General features: G+C 71.6%; 24 protein-coding genes. 22 read left to right on the top strand and 2 right to left on the bottom strand.

Annotated elements, in window-relative coordinates:
* The first annotated feature begins 183 nt into the window (after positions 1 to 183).
* Positions 184 to 606 (top strand): SAV_6107 family HEPN domain-containing protein, encoded by a 423-nt coding sequence (locus ACFHYQ_RS01865; protein WP_394299279.1) that lies wholly within the window; start codon positions 184 to 186, stop codon positions 604 to 606.
* 32 nt (positions 607 to 638) lie between these two features.
* Here ACFHYQ_RS01865 and ACFHYQ_RS01860 read toward each other — a convergent pair whose 3' ends face one another.
* Both ACFHYQ_RS01860 and bldD read right to left on the bottom strand, forming a co-directional pair.
* Positions 639 to 1895: an arginine deiminase gene (locus ACFHYQ_RS01860; protein WP_394299278.1), complete on the bottom strand. Its 1257-nt coding sequence runs from the start codon at positions 1893 to 1895 to the stop codon at positions 639 to 641.
* A gap of 27 nt (positions 1896 to 1922) precedes the next feature.
* A complete protein-coding gene (gene bldD, locus ACFHYQ_RS01855) occupies positions 1923 to 2417 on the bottom strand; it encodes a transcriptional regulator BldD (protein ID WP_055483594.1) in 495 nt (164 codons plus the stop codon).
* Between the two features lie 340 nt (positions 2418 to 2757).
* Between bldD and pyrR the strand changes: the two genes are divergently transcribed.
* The 21 genes from pyrR to rpe all read left to right on the top strand — a co-directional run bounded on the left by pyrR (position 2758) and on the right by rpe (position 25672).
* Positions 2758 to 3318: a bifunctional pyr operon transcriptional regulator/uracil phosphoribosyltransferase PyrR gene (pyrR, locus tag ACFHYQ_RS01850; RefSeq protein ID WP_394299277.1), complete on the top strand. Its 561-nt coding sequence runs from the start codon at positions 2758 to 2760 to the stop codon at positions 3316 to 3318.
* The gene (locus ACFHYQ_RS01845) at positions 3315 to 4250 is read left to right on the top strand and encodes an aspartate carbamoyltransferase catalytic subunit (protein ID WP_394299276.1); all 936 of its coding nucleotides are present in this window, start codon (positions 3315 to 3317) and stop codon (positions 4248 to 4250) included. Before pyrR ends, ACFHYQ_RS01845 begins: the two co-directional genes overlap by 4 nt.
* Positions 4247 to 5548, top strand: a complete 1302-nt coding sequence (locus ACFHYQ_RS01840; RefSeq protein ID WP_394299275.1) for a dihydroorotase — start codon at positions 4247 to 4249, stop codon at positions 5546 to 5548. The genes ACFHYQ_RS01845 and ACFHYQ_RS01840 overlap by 4 nt, the downstream gene beginning before the upstream one ends.
* Positions 5545 to 6663: a glutamine-hydrolyzing carbamoyl-phosphate synthase small subunit gene (gene carA / locus ACFHYQ_RS01835; RefSeq protein WP_394299274.1), complete on the top strand. Its 1119-nt coding sequence runs from the start codon at positions 5545 to 5547 to the stop codon at positions 6661 to 6663. Before ACFHYQ_RS01840 ends, carA begins: the two co-directional genes overlap by 4 nt.
* Positions 6656 to 9964: a carbamoyl-phosphate synthase large subunit gene (gene carB, locus ACFHYQ_RS01830; RefSeq protein WP_394299273.1), complete on the top strand. Its 3309-nt coding sequence runs from the start codon at positions 6656 to 6658 to the stop codon at positions 9962 to 9964. The genes carA and carB overlap by 8 nt, the downstream gene beginning before the upstream one ends.
* 31 nt (positions 9965 to 9995) lie before the next feature.
* The gene (locus ACFHYQ_RS01825; RefSeq protein WP_394299634.1) at positions 9996 to 10832 is read left to right on the top strand and encodes a dihydroorotate dehydrogenase electron transfer subunit; all 837 of its coding nucleotides are present in this window, start codon (positions 9996 to 9998) and stop codon (positions 10830 to 10832) included.
* A gap of 21 nt (positions 10833 to 10853) precedes the next feature.
* Positions 10854 to 11828, top strand: coding sequence for a dihydroorotate dehydrogenase (locus ACFHYQ_RS01820; RefSeq protein WP_394299633.1), 975 nt, complete (start codon positions 10854 to 10856; stop codon positions 11826 to 11828).
* Positions 11825 to 12529, top strand: coding sequence for an orotidine-5'-phosphate decarboxylase (gene pyrF, locus ACFHYQ_RS01815; RefSeq protein ID WP_394299272.1), 705 nt, complete (start codon positions 11825 to 11827; stop codon positions 12527 to 12529). The genes ACFHYQ_RS01820 and pyrF overlap by 4 nt, the downstream gene beginning before the upstream one ends.
* Before the next feature lie 134 nt (positions 12530 to 12663).
* Positions 12664 to 12987 (top strand): integration host factor, actinobacterial type, encoded by a 324-nt coding sequence (mihF, locus tag ACFHYQ_RS01810; RefSeq protein ID WP_204010346.1) that lies wholly within the window; start codon positions 12664 to 12666, stop codon positions 12985 to 12987.
* Positions 12988 to 13034: 47 nt separating this feature from the next.
* Positions 13035 to 13625, top strand: coding sequence for a guanylate kinase (gmk, locus tag ACFHYQ_RS01805; RefSeq protein ID WP_394299271.1), 591 nt, complete (start codon positions 13035 to 13037; stop codon positions 13623 to 13625).
* 13 nt (positions 13626 to 13638) lie between these two features.
* Positions 13639 to 13902, top strand: a complete 264-nt coding sequence (rpoZ, locus tag ACFHYQ_RS01800) for a DNA-directed RNA polymerase subunit omega (protein ID WP_204010352.1) — start codon at positions 13639 to 13641, stop codon at positions 13900 to 13902.
* Between the two features lie 8 nt (positions 13903 to 13910).
* The gene (gene coaBC, locus ACFHYQ_RS01795) at positions 13911 to 15173 is read left to right on the top strand and encodes a bifunctional phosphopantothenoylcysteine decarboxylase/phosphopantothenate--cysteine ligase CoaBC (protein ID WP_394299270.1); all 1263 of its coding nucleotides are present in this window, start codon (positions 13911 to 13913) and stop codon (positions 15171 to 15173) included.
* 42 nt (positions 15174 to 15215) lie between these two features.
* Positions 15216 to 15593 carry a hypothetical protein gene (locus ACFHYQ_RS01790; RefSeq protein ID WP_394299269.1) on the top strand — a complete coding sequence of 126 codons (378 nt, stop codon included), beginning with the start codon at positions 15216 to 15218 and terminating at the stop codon, positions 15591 to 15593.
* Positions 15594 to 15658: 65 nt separating this feature from the next.
* Entirely contained in the window at positions 15659 to 16846 is a 1188-nt protein-coding gene (gene metK / locus ACFHYQ_RS01785) for a methionine adenosyltransferase (protein ID WP_394299268.1), read from the top strand.
* A 72-nt stretch (positions 16847 to 16918) separates the two neighbouring features.
* A complete protein-coding gene (locus tag ACFHYQ_RS01780; RefSeq protein WP_394299267.1) occupies positions 16919 to 18925 on the top strand; it encodes a primosomal protein N' in 2007 nt (668 codons plus the stop codon).
* Positions 18926 to 18994: 69 nt separating this feature from the next.
* On the top strand, positions 18995 to 20704 hold the full coding sequence (locus tag ACFHYQ_RS01775) for a hypothetical protein (protein ID WP_394299266.1): 1710 nt from the start codon (positions 18995 to 18997) through the stop codon (positions 20702 to 20704).
* Between the two features lie 23 nt (positions 20705 to 20727).
* Positions 20728 to 21951, top strand: coding sequence for a hypothetical protein (locus tag ACFHYQ_RS01770; protein ID WP_394299265.1), 1224 nt, complete (start codon positions 20728 to 20730; stop codon positions 21949 to 21951).
* Between the two features lie 91 nt (positions 21952 to 22042).
* A complete protein-coding gene (def, locus tag ACFHYQ_RS01765) occupies positions 22043 to 22591 on the top strand; it encodes a peptide deformylase (protein ID WP_394299264.1) in 549 nt (182 codons plus the stop codon).
* Positions 22591 to 23550, top strand: a complete 960-nt coding sequence (gene fmt / locus ACFHYQ_RS01760; RefSeq protein ID WP_394299263.1) for a methionyl-tRNA formyltransferase — start codon at positions 22591 to 22593, stop codon at positions 23548 to 23550. The genes def and fmt overlap by 1 nt, the downstream gene beginning before the upstream one ends.
* 32 nt (positions 23551 to 23582) lie before the next feature.
* Positions 23583 to 24986 carry an RsmB/NOP family class I SAM-dependent RNA methyltransferase gene (locus tag ACFHYQ_RS01755; protein ID WP_394299262.1) on the top strand — a complete coding sequence of 468 codons (1404 nt, stop codon included), beginning with the start codon at positions 23583 to 23585 and terminating at the stop codon, positions 24984 to 24986.
* An 11-nt stretch (positions 24987 to 24997) separates the two neighbouring features.
* Positions 24998 to 25672: a ribulose-phosphate 3-epimerase gene (rpe, locus tag ACFHYQ_RS01750; RefSeq protein WP_394299261.1), complete on the top strand. Its 675-nt coding sequence runs from the start codon at positions 24998 to 25000 to the stop codon at positions 25670 to 25672.
* Positions 25673 to 25674 lie beyond the last annotated feature (2 nt).

Below are 25674 nucleotides of genomic sequence, written 5' to 3'. Positions count from 1 at the left end.
TCGCTGACAATCTTGACAGCGAACGGGGTCGAATTTATGTTCGATGTAGTGGGACCTGGGCCGGAGGGGGAGAGGGGAAGCTCCTCGTCCGGCCACCGGCGGCCGGAATTTTTGTCGGTGCGATCTGCGACCGTGAAGTCACCGGCGAAGACCGCCGGAGTGCCACGACTCGAGGAGGCGGGCATGACTGAACGGAACGGGCCACGGGTTTCGCAGACTGTCCTGGCGCACCTCGCGGACGCCAGGGCGCGCCTGGCGGACGCGACCGCTGCGCTCACGCCCGCGAGCAGGTACGTCTCGGCTCACCTCGCGGCCCTGCGGGCGGCCGCCGGGATCCTGGCGGCCCGGCCGAGGCCCACCGACGGGCGGAGGCGGCGGCTGCGCAGCGCCTGGGAGCTGCTGCCGGAGGTCGAGCCGCAGCTCGCCGACTGGGCGGCGTACTTCGCGGTCAGCGCCACCAAGCGCGCGGCGGCCGAGGCCGGCCTGGTCCGGGCGGTGACCCCGACGGACGCGGAGGAGCTCATCGTCGAGGCCGACAGGTTCGTCGGCGAGGTCGAATCGATCCTCGGCCTGCCGGGCCGGCCGTCCCTCCCGATGGCGGGGTAGGGCGGCCAGGGCGTTGCCGGTCGGCGGGGCTGTCAGACGGCGTCCCGCTCCAGCGGGCAGCTCATGCACCGGGGGCCGCCCCGGCCGCGACCGAGTTCGTTGCCGCGGATCGTGATGACCTCGATCCCGTGCCTGCGCAGGTAGTTGTTGGTGGTGGTGTTCCGCTCGTAGGCGACCACCACTCCGGGCTCCAACGCCAGCACGTTGCAGCCGTCATCCCACTGCTCGCGCTCGGCCGCGTGCGCGTCCTGGGCCGGGGTCAGGATCTCGATGTCGTCCAGGCCGATGGCCCGTGCGATGGCCCGGTGCATCTCCTCAGGGGAGTGGTCGGTGACCTTGAGCTCCTTGTCGTTGTCACCCGGCTCGATCGTGTACGACGGCAGCATGCCGAGCCCGGCGTACTTCACGAACTTCCCGACGTCGACCTGGGTCATCACGGTGTCCAGGTGCATGAAGGCCCGGGCCTTCGGCAGGTCGAGCGCCACAATCCTGGCCGCCGAGCCGGACCTGAAGAGGTTCATCGCGAGCGTTTCGACCGCCTGCGGCTGGGTCCGCTCGCTCATCCCGACGAGCACGGCGCCACGGCCGATCACCAGGACGTCGCCGCCCTCGATGGTGGCCGGGGCCATCGGCGTGCCCGGTGACCAGACGTGATAACCGCCGTCCTCCGGCCTGTCGTAACCCCGGGCGAACAGCGGGTGCCACCGGTAGACCGCCTCGTAGTTGAGGGTCTCCCGCCTGCGGGCCTTCTTCCGCATCGCGTTGATGGACACCCCGTCGTACACCCAGCACGAGGCGTCCCGGGCGTACAGGTGGTTGGGCAGCGGCGGGAGGACGAAGTCGTCCATGCCGAGGGTGTGGAAGGCGATGGATTTCGGGTCGCAGCCCAGCTCCACGATCTCGCGCTTGGTGATCCCCCCGGTCAGGTACGGCGCGAGCGCCCGGCCGTCCAGGGTGTCGAGCGCGCCGCGGATGGCGTCGGCGGCAACCGGGCCGACCCAGTGCTCGTCGACGCTGCCGTCGAGGATGTGCTTCCTGGCCTCGGGGATCGCGATCGTCTGCTCGATCATCTCGCCGAGGGTGTGGACCCGGACACCGCGCGCGGAGAGCACCTCGCACCACTCCTGGTGCTCCTCCAGCGCGCGGTGGACCCACAGCACGTCGTCGAACAGCAGCGCGTCCTTGTTGGTGGGGGTGAGCCGCTTCAGCGCCGGCTCGGGGATGTGGACCAGAACCTGCCGCAGCTTGCCGACCTCGGAACCGACATAGAACGACGTCGTTTTCTGCATGTCCCCCAAAATAGGTCAGGAATCCAGTCAGAAGGACTCGACGGCGCGGCGGGCCTCCGCGTCGAGCACCCCCCAGTTGATGAACTCCTCGGTCAGCTCGACCGGCGACCTGTCGTAGATCACCGCGAGCGAGCGCAGGTCCTCCTGGCGGATGGACAGCACCTTGCCGTTGTAGTCGCCGCGCTGGCTCTGGATCGTGGCCGCGTAGCGGGCGAGCGGACCGGCCTTGTCCTTGGGGAGCTGAGCCAGCCGCTCCAGGTCGATGACAAGCTTCGGAGCGGGCGCGAGCGGACTCGGCGCGGCCCCGCCGGGCAGGAGTTCCGACACCGGCACACCGTAGAAATCGGCGAGCTCGGCCAGCTTCTGCACGGTCACCGCACGGTCGCCACGCTCGTAGGAGCCCACGACCACGGCCTTCCACCGGCCGCGGGACTTCTCCTCGACACCGTGCAGGGACAGCCCCTGCTGCGTGCGGATGGCGCGCAGGCGTGCGCCCAGCGACTTGGCGTAGTCAGACGGCATCGTCGGCCCCCGGCTTTCTATGTCTGTTCTCACTTGATTGTGCGTCCTTGTCCTAAGCGTTCCGAACACCGGGGTTGGCGCCCCGCTCGGCACCTTCGGTGACCGCTGCGTCGGGTTTTACCCAGGAAGGTCGCGAGTTGTGGTTACGGACAGTGACGGTAAAGCTGTCCCTCCGAAAGGTCAAGCAGATTGGCAAAAAGAACGTCAAAGAGTGTGCCGCGTGCGCGCGCACGACCATCCCGACGCTCCCCGTAGGGTGCATGAGGCCTGCTGATACGCTTGCACGGCCAGAAACCCTTTAAGACTCGTCCCGTGAGGCGGGAAAGGCGGTGATTTTCGCGTGCCTGAAGTCGCCCGAAACCAAGCGCGTGCCGTGCTTGAGGGGCCGGACATCCACCGGGCGCTGACCCGGATCGCACACGAGATCCTCGAACGCACCAAGGGCGCCGAGAACGTCGTCCTACTGGGGATCCCCACTCGCGGCGCGACGCTGGCGTATCGCCTCGCCGAGCGCATCGCGCAGTTCGAGGGCGTCAAGCTTCCCGTCGGGGCCATCGACATCACCATGTACCGCGACGACCTGCGTCTGCGGCCCGCCCGCCCGCTGGGCCGTACCGACCTGCCCCCGGACGGGGTCGACGGCAGAACGGTCGTCCTGGTCGACGACGTCCTCTACTCCGGCAGGACGGTCCGCGCGGCGCTCGACGCGCTCAACGACGTGGGCCGGCCCAGGGCCGTCCAGCTCGCCACCCTCGTCGACCGGGGCCACCGAGAGCTGCCCATCCGCGCCGACTACGTGGGCAAGAACCTGCCGACCTCCAAGAGCGAGAAGGTCAAGGTCTACCTGGAGGAGACGGACGGGCGCGACGCCGTACTGCTCATCAAGGGAGACACGCGATGAAGCAGCATCTGATCTCGGCGGCGGACCTCACCCGAGAGGACGCGCTGCTCATCCTCGACACCGCCGAGGAACTGGCGAGGGTCTCGGAACGATCCATCAAGAAGCTGCCGACGCTGCGCGGCCGCACCGTGGTCAACCTCTTCTTCGAAGACTCCACCCGCACCCGCATCTCCTTCGAGGCGGCGGCCAAACGCCTGTCGGCCGACGTCATCAACTTCTCCGCCAAGGGATCGAGTGTCTCCAAGGGCGAGTCGCTCAAGGACACCGCGCTCACCCTGGAGGCCATGGGCGCCGACGCGGTGGTGATCCGGCACAGCGCCTCCGGCGCGCCGCACCGGCTGGCGGGCTGGGTGCGCGGCAGCGTGGTGAACGCCGGCGACGGCACCCACGAGCACCCGACCCAGGCGCTGCTGGACGCGTTCAGCATGCGCCGCAGGCTGGGCAGGCTGGAGGGCCTCAAGGTGGCCATCGTGGGCGACGTGCTGCACAGCCGGGTGGCCCGCTCCAACGTCGCGCTGCTGCACACGCTCGGCGCCGAGGTCACCCTGGTCGCGCCGCCGACCCTGCTGCCGGTGGCGGTCGATTCCTGGCCCTGCCAGGTCGCCTACGACCTCGACGCCGTGCTGCCGAAGTCGGACGTGGTGATGATGCTGCGCGTGCAGCTCGAGCGGATGAACGCGGCCTACTTCCCCTCCGCCCGGGAGTACAGCCGCCGCTACGGCCTCGACCGCGACCGCTTCGCCCGGCTGCACGACGACGCGATCGTCATGCATCCCGGGCCGATGAACCGCGGCATGGAGATCTCGGCCGAGGTCGCGGACTCCGCGCGCTCGACCATCGTGGAGCAGGTCGGCAACGGCGTGACCGTTCGCATGGCCGTCCTCTATCTGCTGCTGGGCGGTTCCGAGCCCGCGATCGGAGGGACCGAGTGACCACCATCCTCATCAAGGGCGCCCGCATCCTGGGCGGGGCGCCGCACGACATCCTCATCGGCGACGGCATGATCACAGAGGTCGGCGAGCGGCTCGGCGACCGGGACGGCCAGGTCGTCGACGCCGACGGCCTGATCGCCCTGCCCGGCCTGGTCGACCTGCACACGCACCTGCGCGAGCCCGGCCGGGAGGACGCCGAGACCGTCGAGACCGGCACCCAGGCGGCGGCCCGCGGCGGCTTCACGGCCGTCCACGCGATGGCCAACACCTCCCCGGTCGCCGACACGGCCGGCGTGGTCGAGCAGGTCTGGCACCTCGGGCGGACCTACGGGCACTGCGATGTCCAGCCGGTCGGCGCGGTCACCTCGGGGCTGGAGGGCCGTCAGCTCGCCGAGCTCGGCGCGATGGCCGAGTCGGCCGCCCGCGTCCGCGTCTTCTCCGACGACGGCAGGTGCGTGTCGGACGCGGTGCTGATGCGGCGGGCGCTGGAGTACGTCAAGGCGTTCGACGGCGTCGTGGCCCAGCATGCCCAGGAGCCCCGCCTGACCGAGGGCGCCCAGCTCAACGAGGGCGAGGTGTCGGCCAGGCTCGGCCTGACCGGCTGGCCGGCGGTCGCCGAGGAGGCGATCATCGCCCGCGACTGCCTGCTCGCCGCGCACGTCGGCTCCCGGCTGCACGTGTGCCACGTCTCGACGGCCGGCTCGGTGGAGATCATCCGCTGGGCCAAGTCGAAGGGCTGGGCCGTCACGGCCGAGGTCACCCCGCATCACCTGCTGCTCACCGACTCGTGCGCCGAGAGCTCGCCGCTCGGGCCGTACAACCCGATCTACAAGGTGAACCCGCCGCTGCGCACCGCCGAGGACGTGCGGGCGCTGCGCGAGGCGCTGGCCGACGGCACGATCGACTGCGTCGCGACCGACCACGCCCCCCACCCGGCCGAGGACAAGGAGACCGAGTGGGCCGCGGCGGCCATGGGCATGATCGGGCTGGAGACCGCCCTGTCCGTCGTGCAGGAGGCCATGGTCGAGACCGGCCTGCTCGACTGGGCGGGCGTGGCCGACCGTATGTCGGCCCGGCCCGCGCGGATCGGCAGGCTGGCCGGGCACGGCCGCCCGATCGAGGCCGGCGCCCCGGCCAACATCACCCTTTACGACCCGGCCACCCGAACGCGGGTGGATCCCACCGCGATGACCTCCAGGAGCCGCAACACGCCGTACGAGGGCATGACGCTGCCCGGCGGCGTCGTGGCCACGTTCCTCCGCGGCCGCCCAACCGTTCTCGAAGGGAAGCTTGTATGACGACAGCTCTGCTCGTGCTCGAGGACGGCCGCGTCTTCGAGGGAAGCCCCTACGGCGCCGTGGGGGAGACTTTCGGCGAGATGGTCTTCAACACCGGAATGTCCGGCTACCAGGAGACGCTCACCGACCCCTCCTACCACCGGCAGATCGTCGCGATGACCGCGCCGCACATCGGCAACACCGGCGTCAACCTCGAGGACCCCGAGTCGCGCAAGGTCTGGGTCGCCGGCTACGTCGTGCGCGAACCCGCCCGCCTCGCGTCGAGCTGGCGCTCGCACGGTTCGCTGGAGGACTACCTGCGCGACCAGGGCGTGGTCGGCATCGCCATGCCCGGCACCCGTGCGCTCACCCGCCACCTGCGCGAGCGCGGCGCGATGCGCGCCGGGGTCTTCTCCGGTACGGCCCTCGCTCCGGTCGAGGAGCTCGTGGAGCGGGTGCGGCGCTCGCCCGGCATGGCCGGAGCCGACCTGTCCGAGGAGGTCTCCACGCGCGAACCGTACGTCGTGCCGGCGACCGGGGACCGGCGGTTCACCGTGGCGGCGATCGACCTCGGCATCAAGGCGATGACGCCGCAGCGGCTGGCCGAACGCGGCTGCGACGTGCACATCCTGCCTGGCTGGGCCACCGCGGCCGACATCCTGGCGCTGAATCCCGACGGCGTGTTCTTCTCCAACGGCCCGGGCGACCCGGCGACCGCCGACAAGCCCGTCGAGGCGCTGCGCGGCGTGCTGGAGGCGGGAGTGCCGTTCTTCGGCATCTGTTTCGGCAACCAGATCTTCGGCCGGGCGCTCGGCCTGGGCACCTACAAGCTGCGGTACGGCCACCGCGGGGTGAACCAGCCGGTCAAGGACATGCGGACCGGCAAGGTGGAGATCTCGGCGCACAACCACGGCTTCGCCGTACAGGCCCCGCCGGACGGGCCGTTCGACACGCCGTACGGCCCCGCCGAGGTGAGCCATGTGAACCTCAACGACGGCTGCGTGGAGGGGCTGCGGCTGCTGGAGCGGCCCGCCTTCAGCGTGCAGTACCACCCGGAGGCGGCGGCCGGGCCGCACGACGCCGCGTACCTGTTCGACGAGTTCTGCGAGTTGATGGGGGAGAAGAAGGGTGCCTAAGCGCACGGACATCAGGTCGATCATGGTGATCGGCTCCGGGCCGATCGTGATCGGACAGGCCTGCGAGTTCGACTACTCGGGCACCCAGGCCTGCCGCGTGTTGCGCAGCGAGGGCTTCCGCGTGATCCTGGTCAACAGCAATCCGGCCACGATCATGACGGACCCGGAGTTCGCCGACGCGACCTACGTCGAGCCGATCACACCGGACATCGTCGAGAAGATCATCGAAACGGAGCGGCCGGACGCGCTGCTGCCCACGCTGGGCGGCCAGACCGCGCTCAACACCGCGGTCGCGCTGCACGAGGCGGGCGTGCTGGCCAGGTACGGCGTCGAGTTGATCGGCGCGAACTTCGACGCGATCCAGGCGGGGGAGAACCGCGAGCGGTTCAAGGAGATCGTCGCCAAGGTGGCAGACGAGCGCGGCCTGAACGCCGAGTCGGCGCGCTCGCGGATCTGCCACACGATCGACGAGTGCCTGTCGGCCGCGGCGGAGCTGGGCTACCCGCTGGTGGTCCGGCCGAGCTTCACGATGGGCGGCGCCGGCTCGGGCTTCGCCCACGACGAGGAGGATCTGCGCCGCATCGCCGGGGCCGGCCTGGACGCGTCCCCGACCACCGAGGTGCTCCTGGAGGAGTCGATCCTCGGCTGGAAGGAGTACGAGCTGGAGGTCATGCGCGACCGCGCCGACAACGTCGTGATCGTCTGCTCGATCGAGAACGTCGATCCGATGGGCGTGCACACCGGCGACAGCGTGACCGTGGCCCCGGCGATGACGCTGACCGATCGCGAGTACCAGAACATGCGCGACGTCGCGATCGCGGTCATCCGCGAGGTCGGGGTCGACACCGGCGGCTGCAACATCCAGTTCGCGGTCGACCCGGCCACCGGCCGGATGATCGTGATCGAGATGAACCCGCGGGTGTCGCGCTCCTCCGCGCTGGCGTCGAAGGCCACCGGCTTCCCGATCGCCAAGATCGCGGCGAAGCTCGCCGTCGGGTACACCCTGGACGAGATCCCCAACGACATCACCCGGGAGACCCCGGCCTCGTTCGAGCCGACGCTCGACTACGTGGTCGTCAAGGTGCCCCGGTTCGCGTTCGAGAAGTTCGCCGAGGCAGACAAGACGCTCACGACGCACATGAAGTCGGTGGGCGAGGCGATGGCGATCGGCAGGTCGTTCCCGGAGGCCCTTCAGAAAGCCCTCAGATCGCTGGAGAAGAAGGAAACATCCTTTACCTGGGTTGGTGATCCCGGTGACCTCTCCGAGCTGCTGAGGGCCTGCCGTACGCCTCATGACGGTCGGCTGCGCACGATGCAGCAGGCGATCAGGGCCGGGGCCACGCCGGAGCAGCTGTGCGAGTCCACTGCGATGGACCCCTGGTTCGTCGACCAGTTCTTCGCGATCGACGAGGTCGCCCGCTCGATCATCCGGCCCGACGGGCTGGACGGGCTGGACGGGCCGACTCTGGTCCGGGCCAAGCGGTACGGCTTCGGTGACGCCCAGATCGCCGAGCTCCTGGGCGTGGACGAGGCGGCGGTGCGCGAGCGGCGGCACGCCGCGGGCGTGCGGCCCGTCTACCACACGGTCGACACCTGCGCCGCGGAGTTCGCCGCGCGCACGCCGTACCTCTACTCGACCTACGACGTGGAGACCGAGGTCCCGCAGGGCGACCGCCCGAAGGTGATCATCCTGGGCAGCGGGCCGAACCGGATCGGGCAGGGCATCGAGTTCGACTACGCGTGCGTGCACGCGTCGTTCGAGCTGACGGCGGCCGGCTACGAGACCGTGATGGTCAACTGCAACCCCGAGACCGTCTCGACCGACTACGACACCTCCGACCGGCTCTACTTCGAGCCGCTCACGCTGGAGGACGTCCTGGAGGTCGTCCACGCCGAGCAGGCCACCGGGCCGGTCGCGGGGGTGATCGTCCAGCTCGGCGGGCAGACGCCGCTCGGCCTGGCCCAGGCGCTCAAGGACGCCGGCGTGCCGGTGGTCGGCACGTCGCCGGAGTCGATCCACCTCGCGGAGGACCGGGGCGCGTTCGGCCGGGTGCTGGCCGAGGCCGGTCTGCCCGCGCCCAAGCACGGCACCGCGCACACCGTGGACGAGGCACGCGAGGTGGCGGCGGAGATCGGCTACCCGGTGCTGGTCCGCCCCTCCTACGTCCTGGGCGGGGCCGGCATGGCCATCGTGTACGACGACCACACGCTGGGCGCGTACATGGCCAGGGCCGCCGCCAGGACCGGCGTCGAGCACCCGGTGCTGATCGACCGCTTCCTCGACGACGCCATCGAGATCGACGTGGACGCGCTGTTCGACGGGGAGGAGCTCTACCTCGGCGGCGTGATGGAGCACATCGAGGAGGCCGGCATCCACTCCGGCGACTCGGCCTGCGCCCTGCCTCCGATCACGCTGGGCGGTCACGACATCAAGCGGATCCGCGCCGCCACCGAGGCCATCGCCAGGGGTGTCGGCGTCCGGGGCCTGCTGAACGTCCAGTACGCCCTCGCCGCCAACGTGCTGTACGTCCTGGAGGCCAACCCCAGGGCGAGCCGTACCGTGCCGTTCGTGTCGAAGGCGACGGCGACGCCGCTGGCCAAGGCGGCGGCCCGGGTGATGCTGGGCGCGACGATCGCCGAGTTGCGCGCCGAGGGCATGCTGCCGGCCGACGGCGACGGCGGCACGCTGCCGCTGGACGCCCCGATCGCGGTCAAGGAGGCGGTGCTGCCGTTCAACCGGTTCCGCGGGGTGGACATCGTGCTCGGCCCGGAGATGCGCTCCACCGGCGAGGTGATGGGCATCGACGAGTTCTTCGGCACGGCCTTCGCCAAGTCGCAGGCGGCCTCCTACGGCGCGCTGCCGACCAAGGGACGGGCCTTCGTCTCGGTCGCGAACAAGGACAAGCGGGCGATGATCTTCCCGGTGAAGGCGCTGGCCGACCTCGGGTTCGAGATCCTGGCCACGGAGGGCACGGCCGAGGTGCTGCGCAGGAACGGCGTCCATGCCAAGATCGTGCGAAAGCACAGCGACGGAACCGGATCCGACGGCGAGCCCACCATCGTCCAGCGGATCCTCGACGGCGAGGTGGACCTCATCGTGAACACCCCGTTCGGCAGCCCCGGCCAGTCCGGGCCGCGGCTGGACGGGTACGAGATCCGGACCGCCGCCGTGCTGCGCGGCATCACGTGCGTCACGACAGTGCAGGGCCTGGCGGCCGCCGTCCAGGGCATTCAGCACTTCGTCCGGGGGGATGTGGGCGTACGGTCGCTGCAGGAGCACGCCAGGAGGCTGAGGGAGTAGGAGCAGGGGAGTGGCCGGTAGTCCGGTACAGATGACGGGCACGGTGCTGACCACGCGCCGGGTGGACGCCTATCATGCGCTCACAGTCGTCGCGCCCGGCATCGCCGACCGGTTCCGGCCCGGCCACTTCGTCACGGTCGCGGCCGGCGGGCGCGACACGTCGATGCTCACCCGGCGGGCCCTGACCGTACACGACGTCAAGCCGGACTACGGTGGCACGGTGGAGCTGGTCTTCGCCGTGCGCGGCGCGGGAACCGCCTGGCTGGCCGAGGTCAAGGCGCGCGACACGCTCGACCTCGTCGGCCCGCTCGGGCGGCCCTTCCCGCTGCCCCGCGACCCGTGCACGTGCGTCCTGGTGGGCGGTGAGTACGGCTCGGCCTCGCTGTTCGCCCTGGGCGACGCCCTGCAGACGCGCGGCTGCCGGGTCGACTTCGTGCTCGGCGCCACCACCGCCGAGCGGGTCTTCGGGGCGCTGCGGGCCCGCCGGATGGGCGAGACGACGACGCTGACCACCGAGGACGGCTCGCTCGGCATGCGCGGCAAGGTCACCGACGTGCTGCCCGGCGTGATCGCCGACGCCCGGGCCGACGTGGTCTATGCGTGCGGCCCGATGGCGATGCTGCGCGGGGTGACCGCGGTGGCCGTCGAGTTCGGCATCCCCGCCCAGGTGGCCGTGGAGGAGCACATGGCCTGCGGCATCGGCGTCTGCATGACCTGCGTCGTTCCCGTGATCGGCGAGGACGGCGTGACCCGGATGCTGCGCGCGTGCGTGGAGGGCCCGGTGTTCCGCGGCGAGCGGGTCCGCTTCGACGACGTCGGGACGATCCCGTTCGACGCCCTCGGCGCCCCCGGAGGGCGCAATGTGTGAGTCCGGGCGAGGTGAGCTGACATAGGCGCCGACCTCCGGAGCTACCTGGCCCACGTGGAGCTGCCCAACCCCGTGCTGACGGCCGCCGGCTGCGGGGGGACGGGCCGGGAGCTCGCCCAGTTCTTCGACGTCGCCCGGCTGGGCGCGTTCGTGACCCGGTCGATCACGATGGCGCCCAGGGCCGGGCGGCCGACCCCACGGATGGCCGAGACCCCCTCCGGGCTGCTGAACGCCGTGGGCCTGCAGGGGCCCGGCGTGGAGGCGTTCCTGGAACGTGAGCTGCCCTGGCTGGCCGAGCGGGGCGCCCGCACGATCGTGTCCGTCGGCGGCGGCACGGTGGCCGAGTTCACCGCGCTGTCGCGGCGGCTCGCCGACGCGCCCGGGATCACCGCCGTCGAGGTCAACCTGTCGTGCCCCAACGTCGAGGACCGCGGCAGGATGTTCGCCCGCGACGGCTCGGCCGCCGCCGAGGTCGTGGCCTCGGTGCGGGCCGCGATCAGGTACGACGTGCCGGTGATCGCCAAGCTGTCCCCCGACGTCGCCGACATCGTGGCGGTCGCGCGGTCGTGCGTGGACGGCGGCGCCGACGCCCTCGCCATGATCAACACACCGGCCGGGATGAGTATCGACGTGGACGCCATGCGGCCGACGCTCGCGGCCGGCGCGGGCGGCCTGTCAGGCCCGGCCGTACGGCCCCTGGCGGTGCGCTGCGTGTGGCAGGCGCACGCGGCCCTGCCCGGGGTGCCGATCATCGGCATGGGCGGCGTGACGACCGGCAGGGACGCCCTTGAGCTCATTCTGGCGGGCGCCTGCGCCGTCGCCGTGGGCACCGCGACGTTCCACGACCCGTACGCCTGCCCGCGCATCCTGAGAGAGCTGGAGGAGCTCCTCACCGAGCGCGGCTTCGACCGGCTGGCCGACGCCGTCGGCCTGGCCCACCGCCCCGCGGGGATGGGACCCCGCGGCAGAACCGATCTGGAGGAGAGTTCTCTGTGACCACCCCCGCTCCCATCGCCGTCGCCCTCGACGCGCCCGACCTGGAAACCGCCGCTCGCTGGGCGGGCCTGGTGACGCCGCACGTCTCCACGGTGAAGGTGGGGCTGGAGCTGTACCTCCGCTACGGCCCCGACGTGATCGCGTCGGTGCGCGGCGCCAGCGGCGTGCGCGTCTTCCTGGATCTCAAGCTCCATGACATCCCCAACACCGTGGCGGCGGCCGCCCGCGCGGTGGCCCGGCTCAAGCCCGCGATCCTCACCGTCCACGCCGCCGGTGGGCCCGCGATGGTCCAGGCGGCCGTCGCGGCGGCCCCGGACGCCCAGATCGCGGCCGTGACGCTGCTGACGTCGCTGTCAGACGCCGATCTGCGCGAGATCGGCATGCAGGGACCCCCCGACGACGCGGTGCGCCGTATGGCCGCTGTGGCCGTGGGCGCGGGCGCCCAGGCCCTCGTCTGCTCGCCGCGCGAGGTCGCCGCGGTGCGGGCGGAGGTCGGCCCCGGGATCACGCTCATCACCCCGGGTGTGCGGCCCGCCGGCGCCGACACTCAGGATCAGGCAAGAGTAGCGACTCCGGAGGATGCGATCACCGCCGGGGCCGATCTTCTGGTGATCGGGCGGCCGATCACGGGCGCCCCTGATCCGGGCGCCGCCGCCGCCTCGATCGCCGCAACGTTGCGCCGGATGACGGACAAAGAGTGACTTTTCGATTACGGATAGTAGTAGTATCAATTTTGTGGCCGGAGAAACAGCCTTTCACGTTGCCGTACCGGCCCAAGACCAGCTAGTTTCCCCTCCCGTCCGAGTACATCGACAGAAATTCGAGGTGACCCGGCGTGGCTCTTCCTCCCCTGACCCCCGAGCAGCGCGCCGCAGCACTTGAGAAGGCTGCCAAGGCACGCAAAGAGCGTGCCGAGGTCAAGAACCGTCTCAAGCACGGCGGTGTTTCCCTGGCCGAGGTGCTGAAGGATGGGCAGACCGATGACGTCATCGGCAAGATGAAAGTCTCGGCTCTGCTGGAGTCGCTCCCTGGCGTGGGCAAGGTCCGCGCCAAGCAGCTCATGGAGAAGCTGGGCATCGCCGAGTCCCGCCGCGTGCGGGGCCTCGGCGCCAACCAGCGCGCCTCCCTGGAGCGAGAGTTCGGCGGTGCCGAGAGCTGATCTCGGCTTCGTACGGCTTGATCCACGGGGGTAACGGAGTGACCGACATGTTCATACACGGCGGTGACTCCTTGCCGCACGACCGACGCCTGACGGTCCTGTCCGGTCCGTCGGGTGTCGGGAAGTCCACGGTCGTCGCCGAGCTCCGGCGGTCACACCCCGAGGTGTGGCTGTCGGTCTCGGCGACGACCCGGAAGCCCCGCCCGGGGGAGACGCACGGCGTGGAGTACTTCTTCGCCGACGACGTGGAGTTCGACCGGCTGATCGCCTCGGGGGAGCTTCTGGAATGGGCCGACTTCGCCGGCCACCGGTACGGCACGCCCCGTACGCCCGTGCTGGAGCGGCTGGCCGCCGGCGTGCCGACGCTGCTGGAGATCGATCTCCAGGGAGCGCGCCAGGTGCGTGCCGCCATGCCCGACGCACTGCTGGTCTTCCTGGCCCCGCCGAGCTGGGCGGAGCTGGAGCGGCGGCTGCGCGGCCGGGGCACCGAGCCTCCCGACGTGATCGCCCGCCGCCTTGAGGTCGGGCTGACCGAGATGGCGGCCGAGAAGGAGTTCGACCTCACCATCGTCAACACGACCGTCAAGGACGTGTGCCACCGGCTGATAGCCTTGATGGGAAGCTCGTCTTCTAGCTAAGGGAATACACAACGTGGCAAGCATCGCCGGCTACGCCGAAGGCATCACCAACCCGCCGATCGACACACTGCTCGACATCGTCGACAGCAAGTACAGCCTGGTGATCATGGGTTCGAAGCGGGCGCGCCAGATCAACGCCTACTACTCGCAGCTCGGTGAGGGCCTGCTCGAGTACGTCGGGCCGCTCGTGGAGACCCACGCTCAGGAGAAGCCGCTGTCCATCGCGCTGCGCGAGGTCAGCGAGGGTCTGCTCACCGCCGAGCCCATCGAGTCCTGAGCCGGGCCGTGCCTGTCGCGTCGGTGGTGCTGGGCGTCAGCGCCGGCATCGCCGTTTACAAGTCGTGTGAGCTGCTACGCCTGTTCACCGAGTCCGGTCATGACGTGCGGGTCGTGCCGACCCGCGACGCGCTGCGTTTCGTCGGGGAGCCGACCTGGGCGGCGCTGTCGGGCAACCCGGTGACCACCGAGGTGTGGGAATCCGTGCACGAGGTGCCGCATGTCCGCATCGGGCAGCGCGCCGACCTGGTGGTCGTCGCCCCTGCCACCGCGGACGTGCTCGCCAAGGCCGCTCACGGCCTCGCCGGCGACCTTCTCACCAACACGCTGCTGACCGCCCGCTGCCCGGTCGTGTTCGCGCCCGCGATGCACACGGAGATGTGGGAGCACCCCGCCACCCGCGCGAACGTCGCGACGCTGCGTGAGCGGGGCGCCGTCGTGATCGAGCCGGCCGTCGGCAGGCTCACCGGCGCCGACACCGGGCCCGGACGGCTGCCCGACCCCGCCGAGATCTTCGAGATCTGCCGCAGAGTGCTCGCCGGCCGCGCCCCCGACCTCGCCGGTCGGCACGTCGTGATCTCGGCCGGCGGGACCCGTGAGGCGATCGACCCCGTCAGATTCATCGGAAACCGCTCCTCCGGGCTGCAGGGCTACGCCCTGGCCCGCACCGCCGTCGCCCGCGGCGCGGAGGTCACGCTCGTGTCGGCCAACGTCGCGCTGCCCGACCCCGCCGGAGCCAAGGTGGTGCGGGTCGAGTCGGCCCACGAGCTTCGTGAGGCGGTGCTCGACGCCGCCCGCGTCGGGGGCGCCGGTGACGGGGACGCACGTGTCGGGTCCGATGGCGCCGACGCCGTCGTGATGGCGGCGGCCGTCGCCGACTTCAGACCCGATCGGTGGAGCGATACCAAGATCAAGAAGTCGTCGGCCGAGCCGGACCCCATCCACCTGGTGAAGAACCCGGACGTGCTGGCCGAACTGGGCGCGCTGCGCCGGGGCGCCCTGGAGCGGGGCGGGCGGGAGCCGTACCCGCGGGTGATCGTCGGATTCGCCGCCGAGACCGACGACGTCCTCGCGAACGGCCGGGCCAAGCTGGCGCGCAAGGGTTGTGATCTGCTGGTCGTCAACCAGGTGGGGGAGGGCCTCGGGTTCGGGACGCCGGACAACGCCGCCGTGGTCCTGTGCGCGGACGGCGGGGCGGTGGAGATCCAACGGGGTCCCAAAGAGGATCTCGCCGACGTAGTCTGGGACTTGGTGGCGGAGCGACTTTCCTGACAGCCGCCACAACAGGTGCGTGCCGCGAGGGAGCCGATCGTCATGCCCGTGCCCGCCGCGACCAGAGAACGCTGCCGCTCGATGCTCGGCCCGGGCGAGGACATCCGCTACGTCTTCCCGGCCCTCGCGATGTCGCCTCCGGCCACGGCCACCTTCCTGGTCGTCGTGACCGACCGGTCGGTCACCCTGTTGTCGATGGCCGGCCGTGACTCGCCGTCGGGTGTGTGGGCGACCTACCCGCGCCGCACCCGGCTCGGCCCGATGGAGTTGAGGCCGATCGAGTTCGGCTCGGGCCCCCGCATCGAGATCGACGGGATGGTGTTCGAAGTCGATGTGGAGTACGCCGCGGTGGTGGCCGCAGCCGACGCCGAGGCGTTCTCCCCGGGCGACCTTCCCCGCGACCCCCTGCCCGACTTGTGACGCTAGACTCGCGTGAGCATCACAAAATCTTGAACGTCAGCAGCCGCTGCATGAGGAGCCACGAGTTGTCCCGTCGCCTGTTCACCTCCGAGTCGGTCACAGAGGGCCACCCGGACAAGATCGCCGACCAGATCAGTGACGCGATCCTCGACGCCATGCTCAAGGACGACCCGAAGAGCCGGGTCGCCGTCGAGACGCTGATCACCACCGGCCAGGTCCACGTCGCCGGTGAGGTGACGACGGAGACCTACGTCGACATCCCGGCGTTGATCCGCGACAAGATCCTGGAGATCGGCTACGACGCGTCCCACAAGGGCTTCGACGGCGCCTCCTGCGGCGTTTCGGTGTCCATCGGCGCCCAGTCGCCCGACATCGCCCAGGGCGTCGACTCCGCCTACGAGCTCCGCGAGGGCGAGGGCGGCGACGACTTCGACCGTCAGGGCGCCGGCGACCAGGGCCTGATGTTCGGGTACGCGTGCCGGGAGACGCCGGAGTTGATGCCGCTGCCGATCACGCTGGCGCACCGGATGGCACGGCGGCTGGCCGAGGTCCGCAAGAGCGGCCGGGTGCCGTACCTGCGGCCGGACGGCAAGACCCAGGTCACGATCGAGTACGACGGGGACAGCCCGGTCCGCCTCGACACCGTCGTGGTCTCCACCCAGCACGCCCCCGAGATCGACCTGCGGGAGATGCTGACCCCCGACATCCGCGAGCACGTGGTCGAGCCGGTGCTGGCCGATCTGGAGATCGAGACCGAGGGCTACCGGCTGCTGGTGAACCCGACCGGCCGCTTCGAGATCGGCGGCCCGATGGGCGATGCGGGCCTCACCGGCCGGAAGATCATCATCGACACCTACGGCGGCATGGCCAGGCACGGCGGTGGCGCGTTCTCCGGCAAGGACCCCTCCAAGGTGGACCGCAGCGCCGCGTACGCGATGCGCTGGGTGGCCAAGAACGTCGTGGCGGCCGGATTGGCCGACCGCTGCGAGGTGCAGGTCGCCTACGCGATCGGCAAGGCCCAGCCGGTCGGCCTCTTCGTGGAGTGCTTCGGCACCGAGAAGGCCCCGGTCTCCGCGATCCAGGAGGCCGTCCTCCAGGTCTTCGACCTGCGTCCGGCCGCGATCACCCGGGACCTCGACCTGCTGCGCCCGATCTACTCGGAGACCGCCGCCTACGGCCACTTCGGCCGGGACGGCTTCTCCTGGGAGTCGACCGACCGGGCCGACGCGCTGCGCGCGGCAGCCGGGCTCTGACCGCCCTGCCGTACGATCGCGGGTGGGGCTCCGGCCGCACGGACGTCGTCCGCGTCTGATAGGACGTAGGGCGTGAGTGTGCCGTCGCAGGAGGCGCTCGTGCCCGCACCGGCGGCGAGCGACCGGAAGGGCACGCGGCAGGCGGCCGGTGAGCTTCCGGTCGCCCGGATCGTCGTCGACACGCCGCTGCCGCATCTGGACCGGCCGTTCGACTACCTGGTGCCCGCGACGGCCGACACCGTCGCGGTGCCGGGCTGCCGGGTGCGGGTCCGCTTCGCCGGCCGGCTCACCGACGGCTTCCTCCTGGAGCGGGTCTCGAGCAGCGAGCACCGGGGACGTCTCGCCTTCCTGGAGCGGGTGATCTCCTCGGAGCCGGTCCTGACGGCCGAGACCGCCGGGCTCGCGCGGGCCGTGGCCGACCGCTACGCGGGCACGATGTCCGATGTCTTGCGGCTGGCGGTCCCGCCGCGCCACGCGAGGGTCGAGGCCGAGGCGAGAGCCCCCGCCCGGCTGGGACAGAACCCCGTGTCTCCCCCGGAGAGCGGTGATGTGGGCGCGGCCGCATGGGCGGCCTATCCCGCCGGGCCGTCGTTCCTGGCCGCGCTGGCCGAGGGCCGCTCGCCGCGCGCGGTCTGGACGGCCCTGCCTGGCGTTTCCTGGCCGCAGGCGATCGCGGCGGCCGTGCGGGCGACGCTCGCGAGCGGTCGCGGCGCGGTCATCGTGCTGCCCGACGGCAAGGACGTGGCCATGATGGCCCGGGCGCTGGAAACCACCCCGCACGTCGCGATCACCGCTGATCTGGGGCCCGCCGAACGCTACCGCCGCTGGCTCAGGGCATTGCGTGGAGAGGTCGCGGTCGTCGTCGGCAACCGCCCCGCCGCCTTCGCTCCGGTGGCGTCCCTGGGCCTGGCCGTCATCTGGGACGACGGGGACGACCTGCACGCCGATCCGCATGCGCCGTACCCGCACGCCCGTGAGGTGCTGGCGCTGCGCGCCCACCGGGCGGACGCGGGCCTGCTGGTGGGCGGTCACGCGCGTACGGCGGAGGCGGCCCTGCTGGTGGCGACGGGCTGGGCACGGTCGCTCGCCCCCCGGCGCGAGGAGATCCGGGCCAGGGCGCCGAGGGCGCGCCCGGCCGGCGACGACGCCGACCTGGCCCATGACGAGGCGGCCAGGGCCGCCCGGCTGCCGACCATCGCCTGGCGGGCGCTGCGGCGCGGGCTGGAGAGCGGGCCGGTGCTCGTCCAGGTGCCCAGGAGGGGATATCTGCCCGCGCTCTCCTGCCGGACCTGCCGGAGCCCGGCCCGCTGCCCGGACTGCCGCGGGCCACTGGCCCTGCGCGGCGGGCATGCCGTGCCGTACTGCCGCTGGTGCGGGCGGATCGCGGGCGGCCGGCGCTGCCCGTCATGCGGCGACGACCGGATCCGCGCGCTGATCGTGGGGGTCCGCCGCACGGCCGAGGAGCTCGGCCGGGCGTTCCCGTCCGTCCCGGTCAAGACGTCCGGCCGGGACGGGGTGCTCGCCGCGGTCCGCGCGGCTCCCGCACTGGTCGTGGCCACCCCCGGCGCGGAGCCGGTGCCCGACGGCGGCTACGCGGCGGCCGTGCTGCTCGACGGGTGGGCGCTGCTCGGCCGCCCGGACCTGCGCGCCGCGGAGGAGACGCTGCGGCGCTGGATGAACGCCGCGGCGCTGGCCCGGCCGGGGGCAGAGCTCGTCGTGCTGGCCGACTCGGCCGTCCCCGCGGTGCAGGCCCTGGTGCGCTGGGACCCGATCACCTTCGCCGAGCGCGAGCTCGCCGACCGCGCCGAGCTGGGCTTCCCCCCGGCCGTGCGAATGGCCACGTTGACCGGCCCGGCCGCCGCCGTAAGGGAGACGCTCGCCGGCACGGCCCTGCCGGACGGGGCCCAGGTCCTCGGCCCCGTCCCGGTGGATGGCGAGCTGGAGCGTGCCATGGTCCGGGTGCCGCGTGACCGGGGATCGGCGCTCGCCCGTGCGCTCAAGGGCGCGAGCGGGGCGCGATCCGCGCGTAAGGCGGCCGACGTGGTGCGCGTGGCCGTCGACCCGCTCGACCTCATCTGACCGGAGTAGCAAGATCATGTACGAGGTGACCGATTCGCTATGGGGTCAGTGAGCCGTTAGCGTCTTCCTGTGTCGATCGAATGGGTGAACCGGGCCATCGACGGCCTTCGCACGTGGGGGTGCGAGAAGGGCGTGGAGGTCGACGTCGACGAGGTCCGTCTGCTGTGCGACTACGCCAGCGACTATCTGGAGGTGAGGGAGCTCGGCGACTTCCGGCCGGGCACCTTCGAGGAACTCCTGCTGGAGATCTATCCGAGGAAGGTCATCGCCCCGCCGGAGAGCGCGCCGGAGACCATCTCCGCGGCTCGCACGCTGGTGGAGTTCCTCCTCGACACGGGGGAGATCGGCGGCAAGGTCGCCATCAGGATGCGGGAGACCATCGACGAGATCGAGCCCGAGATGCCCCGGGCGCTCGCCGACACCACCAAGTTCGGCATGGCCAAGAGCATCTTCAGCGCCATCGGGCCCGACTCCCTGGAACTGGTCGAGCCCGGCTCGGCCGACTGCGACTGCCCCGGCTGTGCGCCCCTGCCCGCCGTACGGCTCCCGCCCGCCACCGAGATCGCCGCCGCCGTGCGGGAGGCGCCCCTGCTGCGTGACGCCCACCATGTCGTGACGTGGCTGGTCGACGGCGGACGCACCACGACGACGCGCAAGGCGTTGCGGGTCAGGGATGCCCGCGACGTCGCGGCGGAGGCGAGTGTGGAGCGGCCGGCCCTGGCCTGGCGGCTCGCACTGGACCTGGGATTGGCCAGGGTGGACAGGACGGTCGTCGTGGCGGGCGAGGGGTTCCGGCCGCTGGCCGCCCGGGCGGACGAAGAGGTGCTCGACCTGTGGGCGGGGACCATCGAGTTCCTGATCGAGGCGCCGGTGGCGGTCACCGGGGAGCCCGCCGTCGACGAGGAGATGTACTCGGTCCACGACCTGCTCTACCGGCTGCAGGCGCCGGTCCCGAGTGAGGCGGTCGCCGAGTACCTGCGCGAGATCGCGGCCGGTCGGTCTTCCGCGTCGACCGAGCACGGCCCAGTAGCGGGCGGGCCGGTCGAGGGTGGGCCGATGAACATATCGTCCGACGGGCGACTGGACGCGGCGCTCGCCGGCCTCGCCTACACGGGAACGGTCCAGATCACCGAGGACGGTCTGACCCTGACTCCGCGGGGGCTGTGGGGGCTGCGGGAGATCTACTCGGAAATGGGACTGGACGCCCCGGTCGCGCCGGATCTCGCCGAGGGCGATGCGAGCGGGCTGATCGCAGGCCTCATCAGCGACGGCCTGCCCGCCGAGGTGGCGGAGCGCGACGTCGAGGCATGGCTGGTCCGCCGCACCCCCGAGCAGGCGGCGGCGGAACTGCTCGCCGCGGTGGCGGGCGCGCCGGCCGAGGTGCGCGGCATCGCCGTCACGATCGTCGACCGGCTGGGCGTGGAGGCGGCCCCGGTCGTCCGGTCCTGTCTGGACGACCCGGAGTTGCGGCCGCACGCCGCCCACTGGCTGTCCGCCCGGGGTCTGGAAGCCCCCGTGCTCACCCACGAAGAGGTGCTGTGGGTCACCGTCGACATGCTGGCGTTGGCGCTGCCGGCGGCTGAGGCCGACCCGGACGGCTTCGCGGAGAACATCGCCGTGTCGGGACCGCCCGCCCATCTGATCGAGGACATGTGGCGGGTCGAACACCCCGACGTCGTCGAGGTTCTGGAACTGCTCGGCAACTCCCTGTCCGATCGGGCGTCGGCCAAGGCGGCCAGGAAGGCGGCGTTCAAGGCCCGTTCGCGGGGCATCCGGTGACTGGAGTGGAGTAAGTTGCTGCAATGGCCGACAGCGACGTACTCACATTCCCGCCGGTCGACCTCGCCCCTGACGAGGAGTTGGCGCGGATGGTGCGAGATGCGCCCATCGTAGGCGACGCCGTACGGCTGGCCGGCTGGACCGGCGTGCGCGAGGTCACCGAGCGGGGGCTGCTGACCGACGCCGACGCTCGCGCGGCCGTCGCCGAGCTTGGGCTGAACGGCGCGCGGCTGCACCTGCTCTGGGTCGTGGCGGTCAACGGCCGGCTCCTCGATGTGACGCCCGGCGGCAGCGCCCGCCCCGGTCCCGGGGCCGGGGCCGCTGACCCGATGGAGTTCTGGGACGGCGTGGTCATGGACATACTCGACCGCACGGAGGAGGGCCTGACCGGGTCCCGAGTCGTCGACGAGCATCTCACCGAGATCCTCGCGACCATCTACTCCGTCCGCGACGGCATGCCGATGGCGAACCTGGCCGGTGGCATCCTCCAGGCGCACGAGGTCGGCTGCGGCGCCCGCCAGACCGAGCTCAGACGGCTGCGGATGACGCTGCCCGGTGAGCTGGCCGAGGCCATGGCGCTGCTGGAGTACTGCGGGCTGATCGAGCTGACCGGCGATCTCGTACGGCTCACCGAGCCCGGCGTATGGGCCGTACGCCGCGACCTGCTACGGGAGGGACACGACGCGCCCTCGCTGCGCGAGGTGGCGGCCTTCGCCGGGCAGAGCGCCGGGGAGCTGATCGACGCCATGCTGACCGGCCGGGCGTCGGCCAGCGCGGCGACCCTGTGGCTGGAGCGCCGAGCCCCCGAGGACGCCGCCCGCGAGCTGGTCAAGATCGCTTCATCCGGCAACGCCGCCCAGCGCGGCACGGCCGGGACCATCCTGGAGGAGCTGGGCCCGGAGGCCGAGCACGCGGTCCGCGAGGCCCTCGGTGAGCCGATGATGTGGCGGTACGCCGCGGCGTGGCTGGGCGTCCGCGATCTGGACGCCCCGGCACTGGGCGAGGGAGACGGCGCCTGGGTGGCCGTGGACACCCTCGCTGCCCTGCTCTACCTGGGTGCCCCCATCGACTCGGTGGCCCATTTCGACATCCTCGGGGAGGACCTGCTCGTGCTGGTCCCCGAGATGGGACGGGTGGACCACCCCGACACCCTCGCCGTGCTGGAGATGCTCGGCAGGCACCACCCCGAGCCGTTGATCGCCAAGACTGCGAGGAAGACGGCGATGAAGGTCCGCTCACGTCCCTAGGCAGGACCCGCGCTCGTGACGGCCGACACTTGCTGAACACCCCCTAGACTGAGGTGATATTTCGACGTCGTGATATGAACGGAGCCGATCGTTGGCCATTCAGCCGATCCGCCTTTTCGGCGACCCGGTGCTGCGCACGCCGGCGGAGCCGGTGGTCGACTTCGACAAGGAGCTGCGCAGGCTCGTCAAGGACCTGACCGAAACGATGATGGACGCGCCGGGTGCGGGCCTGGCCGCGCCGCAGATCGGTGTCGGGTTGCGGGTGTTCACCTACTACGTGGACGAGCAGCTCGGTCACGTGATCAACCCTGACCTCGACCTGTCGGACGAGATGGACGAGGAGGGCGAGGAAGGCTGCCTGTCCTTCCCCGGCATGTCCTTCCCGACCCCGCGTGCGATCAGGGCGGTCGCCAAGGGCTTCAACATGTACGGCGAGCCGGTCGTCCTGGAAGGCACCGAGGTGATGGCCCGCTGCTTCCAGCACGAGACCGATCACCTGGACGGCGTGCTGTTCATCGACCGGATGGATCCCAAGCAGCGCAAGCTGGCGATGAAGGCGATCCGTGAGGCCGACTGGAGCGGCCTTTCCGCGCCGGTCGTCAAGTTCTCGCCGCACGCCACCCAAGGGAAGGCCCTGTAGTGCGCCTGGTCTTCGCCGGCACTCCGGACACCGCGCTCCCGTCGTTGCGGGTCCTGCTCGACTCGCCCCGCCACGAGGTGGTCGCCGTCGTCACCCGCCCGGACGCCAGATCCGGCCGGGGACGCCAGGTCCATCCCAGCCCGGTGGCTCAGCTCGCCGAGGAGTCGGGCATCGAGGTGCTCAAACCGGCGAAGGCCGGAGACGTGGAATTCCTCGACCGGCTCAGGGCGATAAATCCGGACTGCTGTCCGGTCGTCGCCTATGGCGCTTTGCTGCCGCAGGCCGCCTTGGATATTCCGCCGTTTGGCTGGATAAATCTCCATTTCTCGTTGCTGCCCGCGTGGCGGGGTGCCGCCCCGGTTCAGCATGCCGTACTGCACGGCGACGAGATCACCGGCGCGACGACCTTCCGGATCGTCAAGGAGTTGGACGCCGGCCCCGTCTTCGGCTGTGTGACCGAGCAGGTCCGCCCGGACGACACCAGCGGCGCGCTGCTGGCCAGGCTCGCCGAGTCGGGGGCCGGGCTGCTCGCGGCGACGCTCGACGGCGTCGAGGACGGCACACTGGAGGCCCGCCCGCAGCCGGCCGACGGGGTGAGCATCGCACCGAAGATCGAGGTCGAGGACGCGCGTGTCGAGTGGGCGGCCCCGGCCATGCGAGTGGACCGGCTGGTACGCGCCTGCACGCCCGCGCCGGGCGCGTGGACCGAGTTCCGCGGTCAGCGGGTCAAGATCGGCTCGGTACGGCTCGCGCCGCAGGCATCGGCCGCGCTCGCGCCCGCCGAGATCAGCGCCGCGAAGAACACCGTGCTCGTCGGCACCGGCACCCACCCGGTAGAGCTCGGCGAGGTGCAGCCGCAGGGCAAGCGGGTGATGACGGCCGCCGAGTGGGCGCGCGGCGTCCGCATCGCCGGCCCGTCCGGTGACGGCCCACTTGACGGCGTGGAGCGCTTCGGATGACGCGGCGGCACTCCGGAAGGCGGCCCACAGGCATGCAGGGGTCCGACAAGCAGAGAACTGGACAGCCGGGATCTGGACAGCCGGGGCCCGGCAAGCGGCGGCCCGGCGGCAGGCCCGACGCGGCGAGGAACGCGGCCTACGACCTGATGAGAGCCGTCGACGAGCGTGACGCGTACGCCAACCTGCTGCTGCCCACGCTGCTGCGCAGACGCGGCATCGCGGGCCGGGACGCCGCCCTCGCCACCGAGCTGGCCTACGGCACGCTGCGCGGCCTCGGCACCTACGACGAGATCATCGCCGCCTGCAGCGATCGGGCTCCCGAGCACGTGGACCCGCCGTTGCTGGACGCCGTCAGGCTCGGCGTGCACCAACTCCTGCGCACTCGCATCCCACCGCACGCGGCGGTGAGCGCCACGATCGATCTGGTCCGGCATCGGGTCGGTCCCGGCCCCTCGCGCTACGCGAACGCCGTACTACGCAAGGTCGCCGGCCGCACGCTGGAGGAGTGGCTCGTCATCGTGGCCCCGCCCCGCGAGGAGGACCCGGTCGGTCACCTCGCCGTGGCGTACAGCCACCCCCGCTGGATCGTGAACGCGCTGCGCGACGCGGTCGGCGGCGACGTGGACGAGACCGCCGCGCTGCTGGCGGCGGACAACGAGCGGCCCCGGGTGGCGCTGGTGGCGCGTCCGGGGCGCTGCTCGGTCGACGAGCTTGTCTCGGCGGGTGCCGAAGCCGCCGGCTACTCGCCGTACGGCGCCTATCTGCCCGAGGGGGATCCGGCGTCGATCCCGGCGGTGGGCGAGGCACGCGCCGCGGTGCAGGACGAGGCGAGCCAGCTCGTCGCGCTCGCACTCACCCGAGTGCCCGTCGCCGGCAGGGATCGCGACTGGCTGGACATGTGCGCGGGACCGGGCGGGAAGGCCGGGTTGCTCGACGCGCTGGCCGCGCAGCGCGGCGCGAGGCTGCTCGCCGCCGACGTTCAGTACCACCGCGCCCGGCTCGTCTGGGGGACGACCAGGGAGGCCGCGGTCGTGACCGCCGACGGGACCGAGCCGGCCTGGCGGCCCGGGGTGTTCGACCGGGTGATGCTCGACGCCCCCTGCACCGGTCTGGGCGCCCTGCGCCGTCGGCCCGAAGCCCGCTGGCGGCGCGATCCCCGCGACATCCCCGAACTGACCCGGCTGCAGCGGCGGCTGCTGGACTCGGCTCTGCGAGCCGTACGGCCCGGCGGGGTGGTGGCCTACGTGACCTGCTCGCCGCATCTGGCGGAGACGTCCGCCGTGGTGGGCGAGGTGCCGCGGGAGAGGGCAGAGGTGCTGGACGCGCGGGAGTTCCTGCCCGAGGCGCCGGGGCTCGGCGACGGCCCCTACGTGCGGTTCTGGCCGCACCGGCACGGCACAGACGCCATGTTCCTGGCGCTGTTGCAGGCCAAATAGACTCCGGGACTATGGCCGTACAGATCTCGCCCAGCATCCTGTCCGCCGACTTCGCCCGCCTCGCCGATGAGGCGGCCCGGGTCGAGGGCATCGCCGACTGGCTGCACGTGGACGTCATGGACTATCGCTTCGTGCCCAACCTCACGCTCGGCCTGCCGATCGTGGAGTCGCTGCTCAAGGCGACCACGACGCCGCTCGACTGCCACCTGATGATCGAGGAGCCGGACCGATGGGCGCCGGACTACGCGGAGGCGGGCGCCGCCAGCGTCACCATCCACGCCGAGGCGGCCAGGGCAGCTGTGCGCACGCTGCGGGCGATCCGCGCGGCCGGCGCCAGGTCGGGCCTGGCGCTGAACCCGGCCACACCTGTCGAGCTCTACGAGGACCTGCTGCCCGAGGTCGACATGCTGCTGGTCATGACCGTGGAGCCGGGCTTCGGCGGGCAGAGGTTCCTGGACATCATGCTGCCGAAGGTCGCCAGGGCCCGCGCGCTGATCGACAAGTACGGCGGCGATGTGTGGCTCCAGGTCGACGGCGGGGTGTCGGAGACGACGATCGAGCGCTGCGCCGAGGCCGGGGCCGACGTGTTCGTGGCGGGCAACGCCGTCTACGGGGCCGACGACCCCGCCCGAGCCGTACGGAGCCTCCGAGCGCTCGCGGAGAAGTCCACCGCCACCCCCGCGTGATC

It is taken from the genome of Sphaerimonospora cavernae (genome assembly GCF_042435035.1).
Taxonomy (GTDB): Bacteria; Actinomycetota; Actinomycetes; order Streptosporangiales; family Streptosporangiaceae; genus Sphaerimonospora; species Sphaerimonospora cavernae.
Note: the sequence above shows the minus strand (reverse complement) of the source record. Positions and strands in the feature narration are given on the sequence as shown.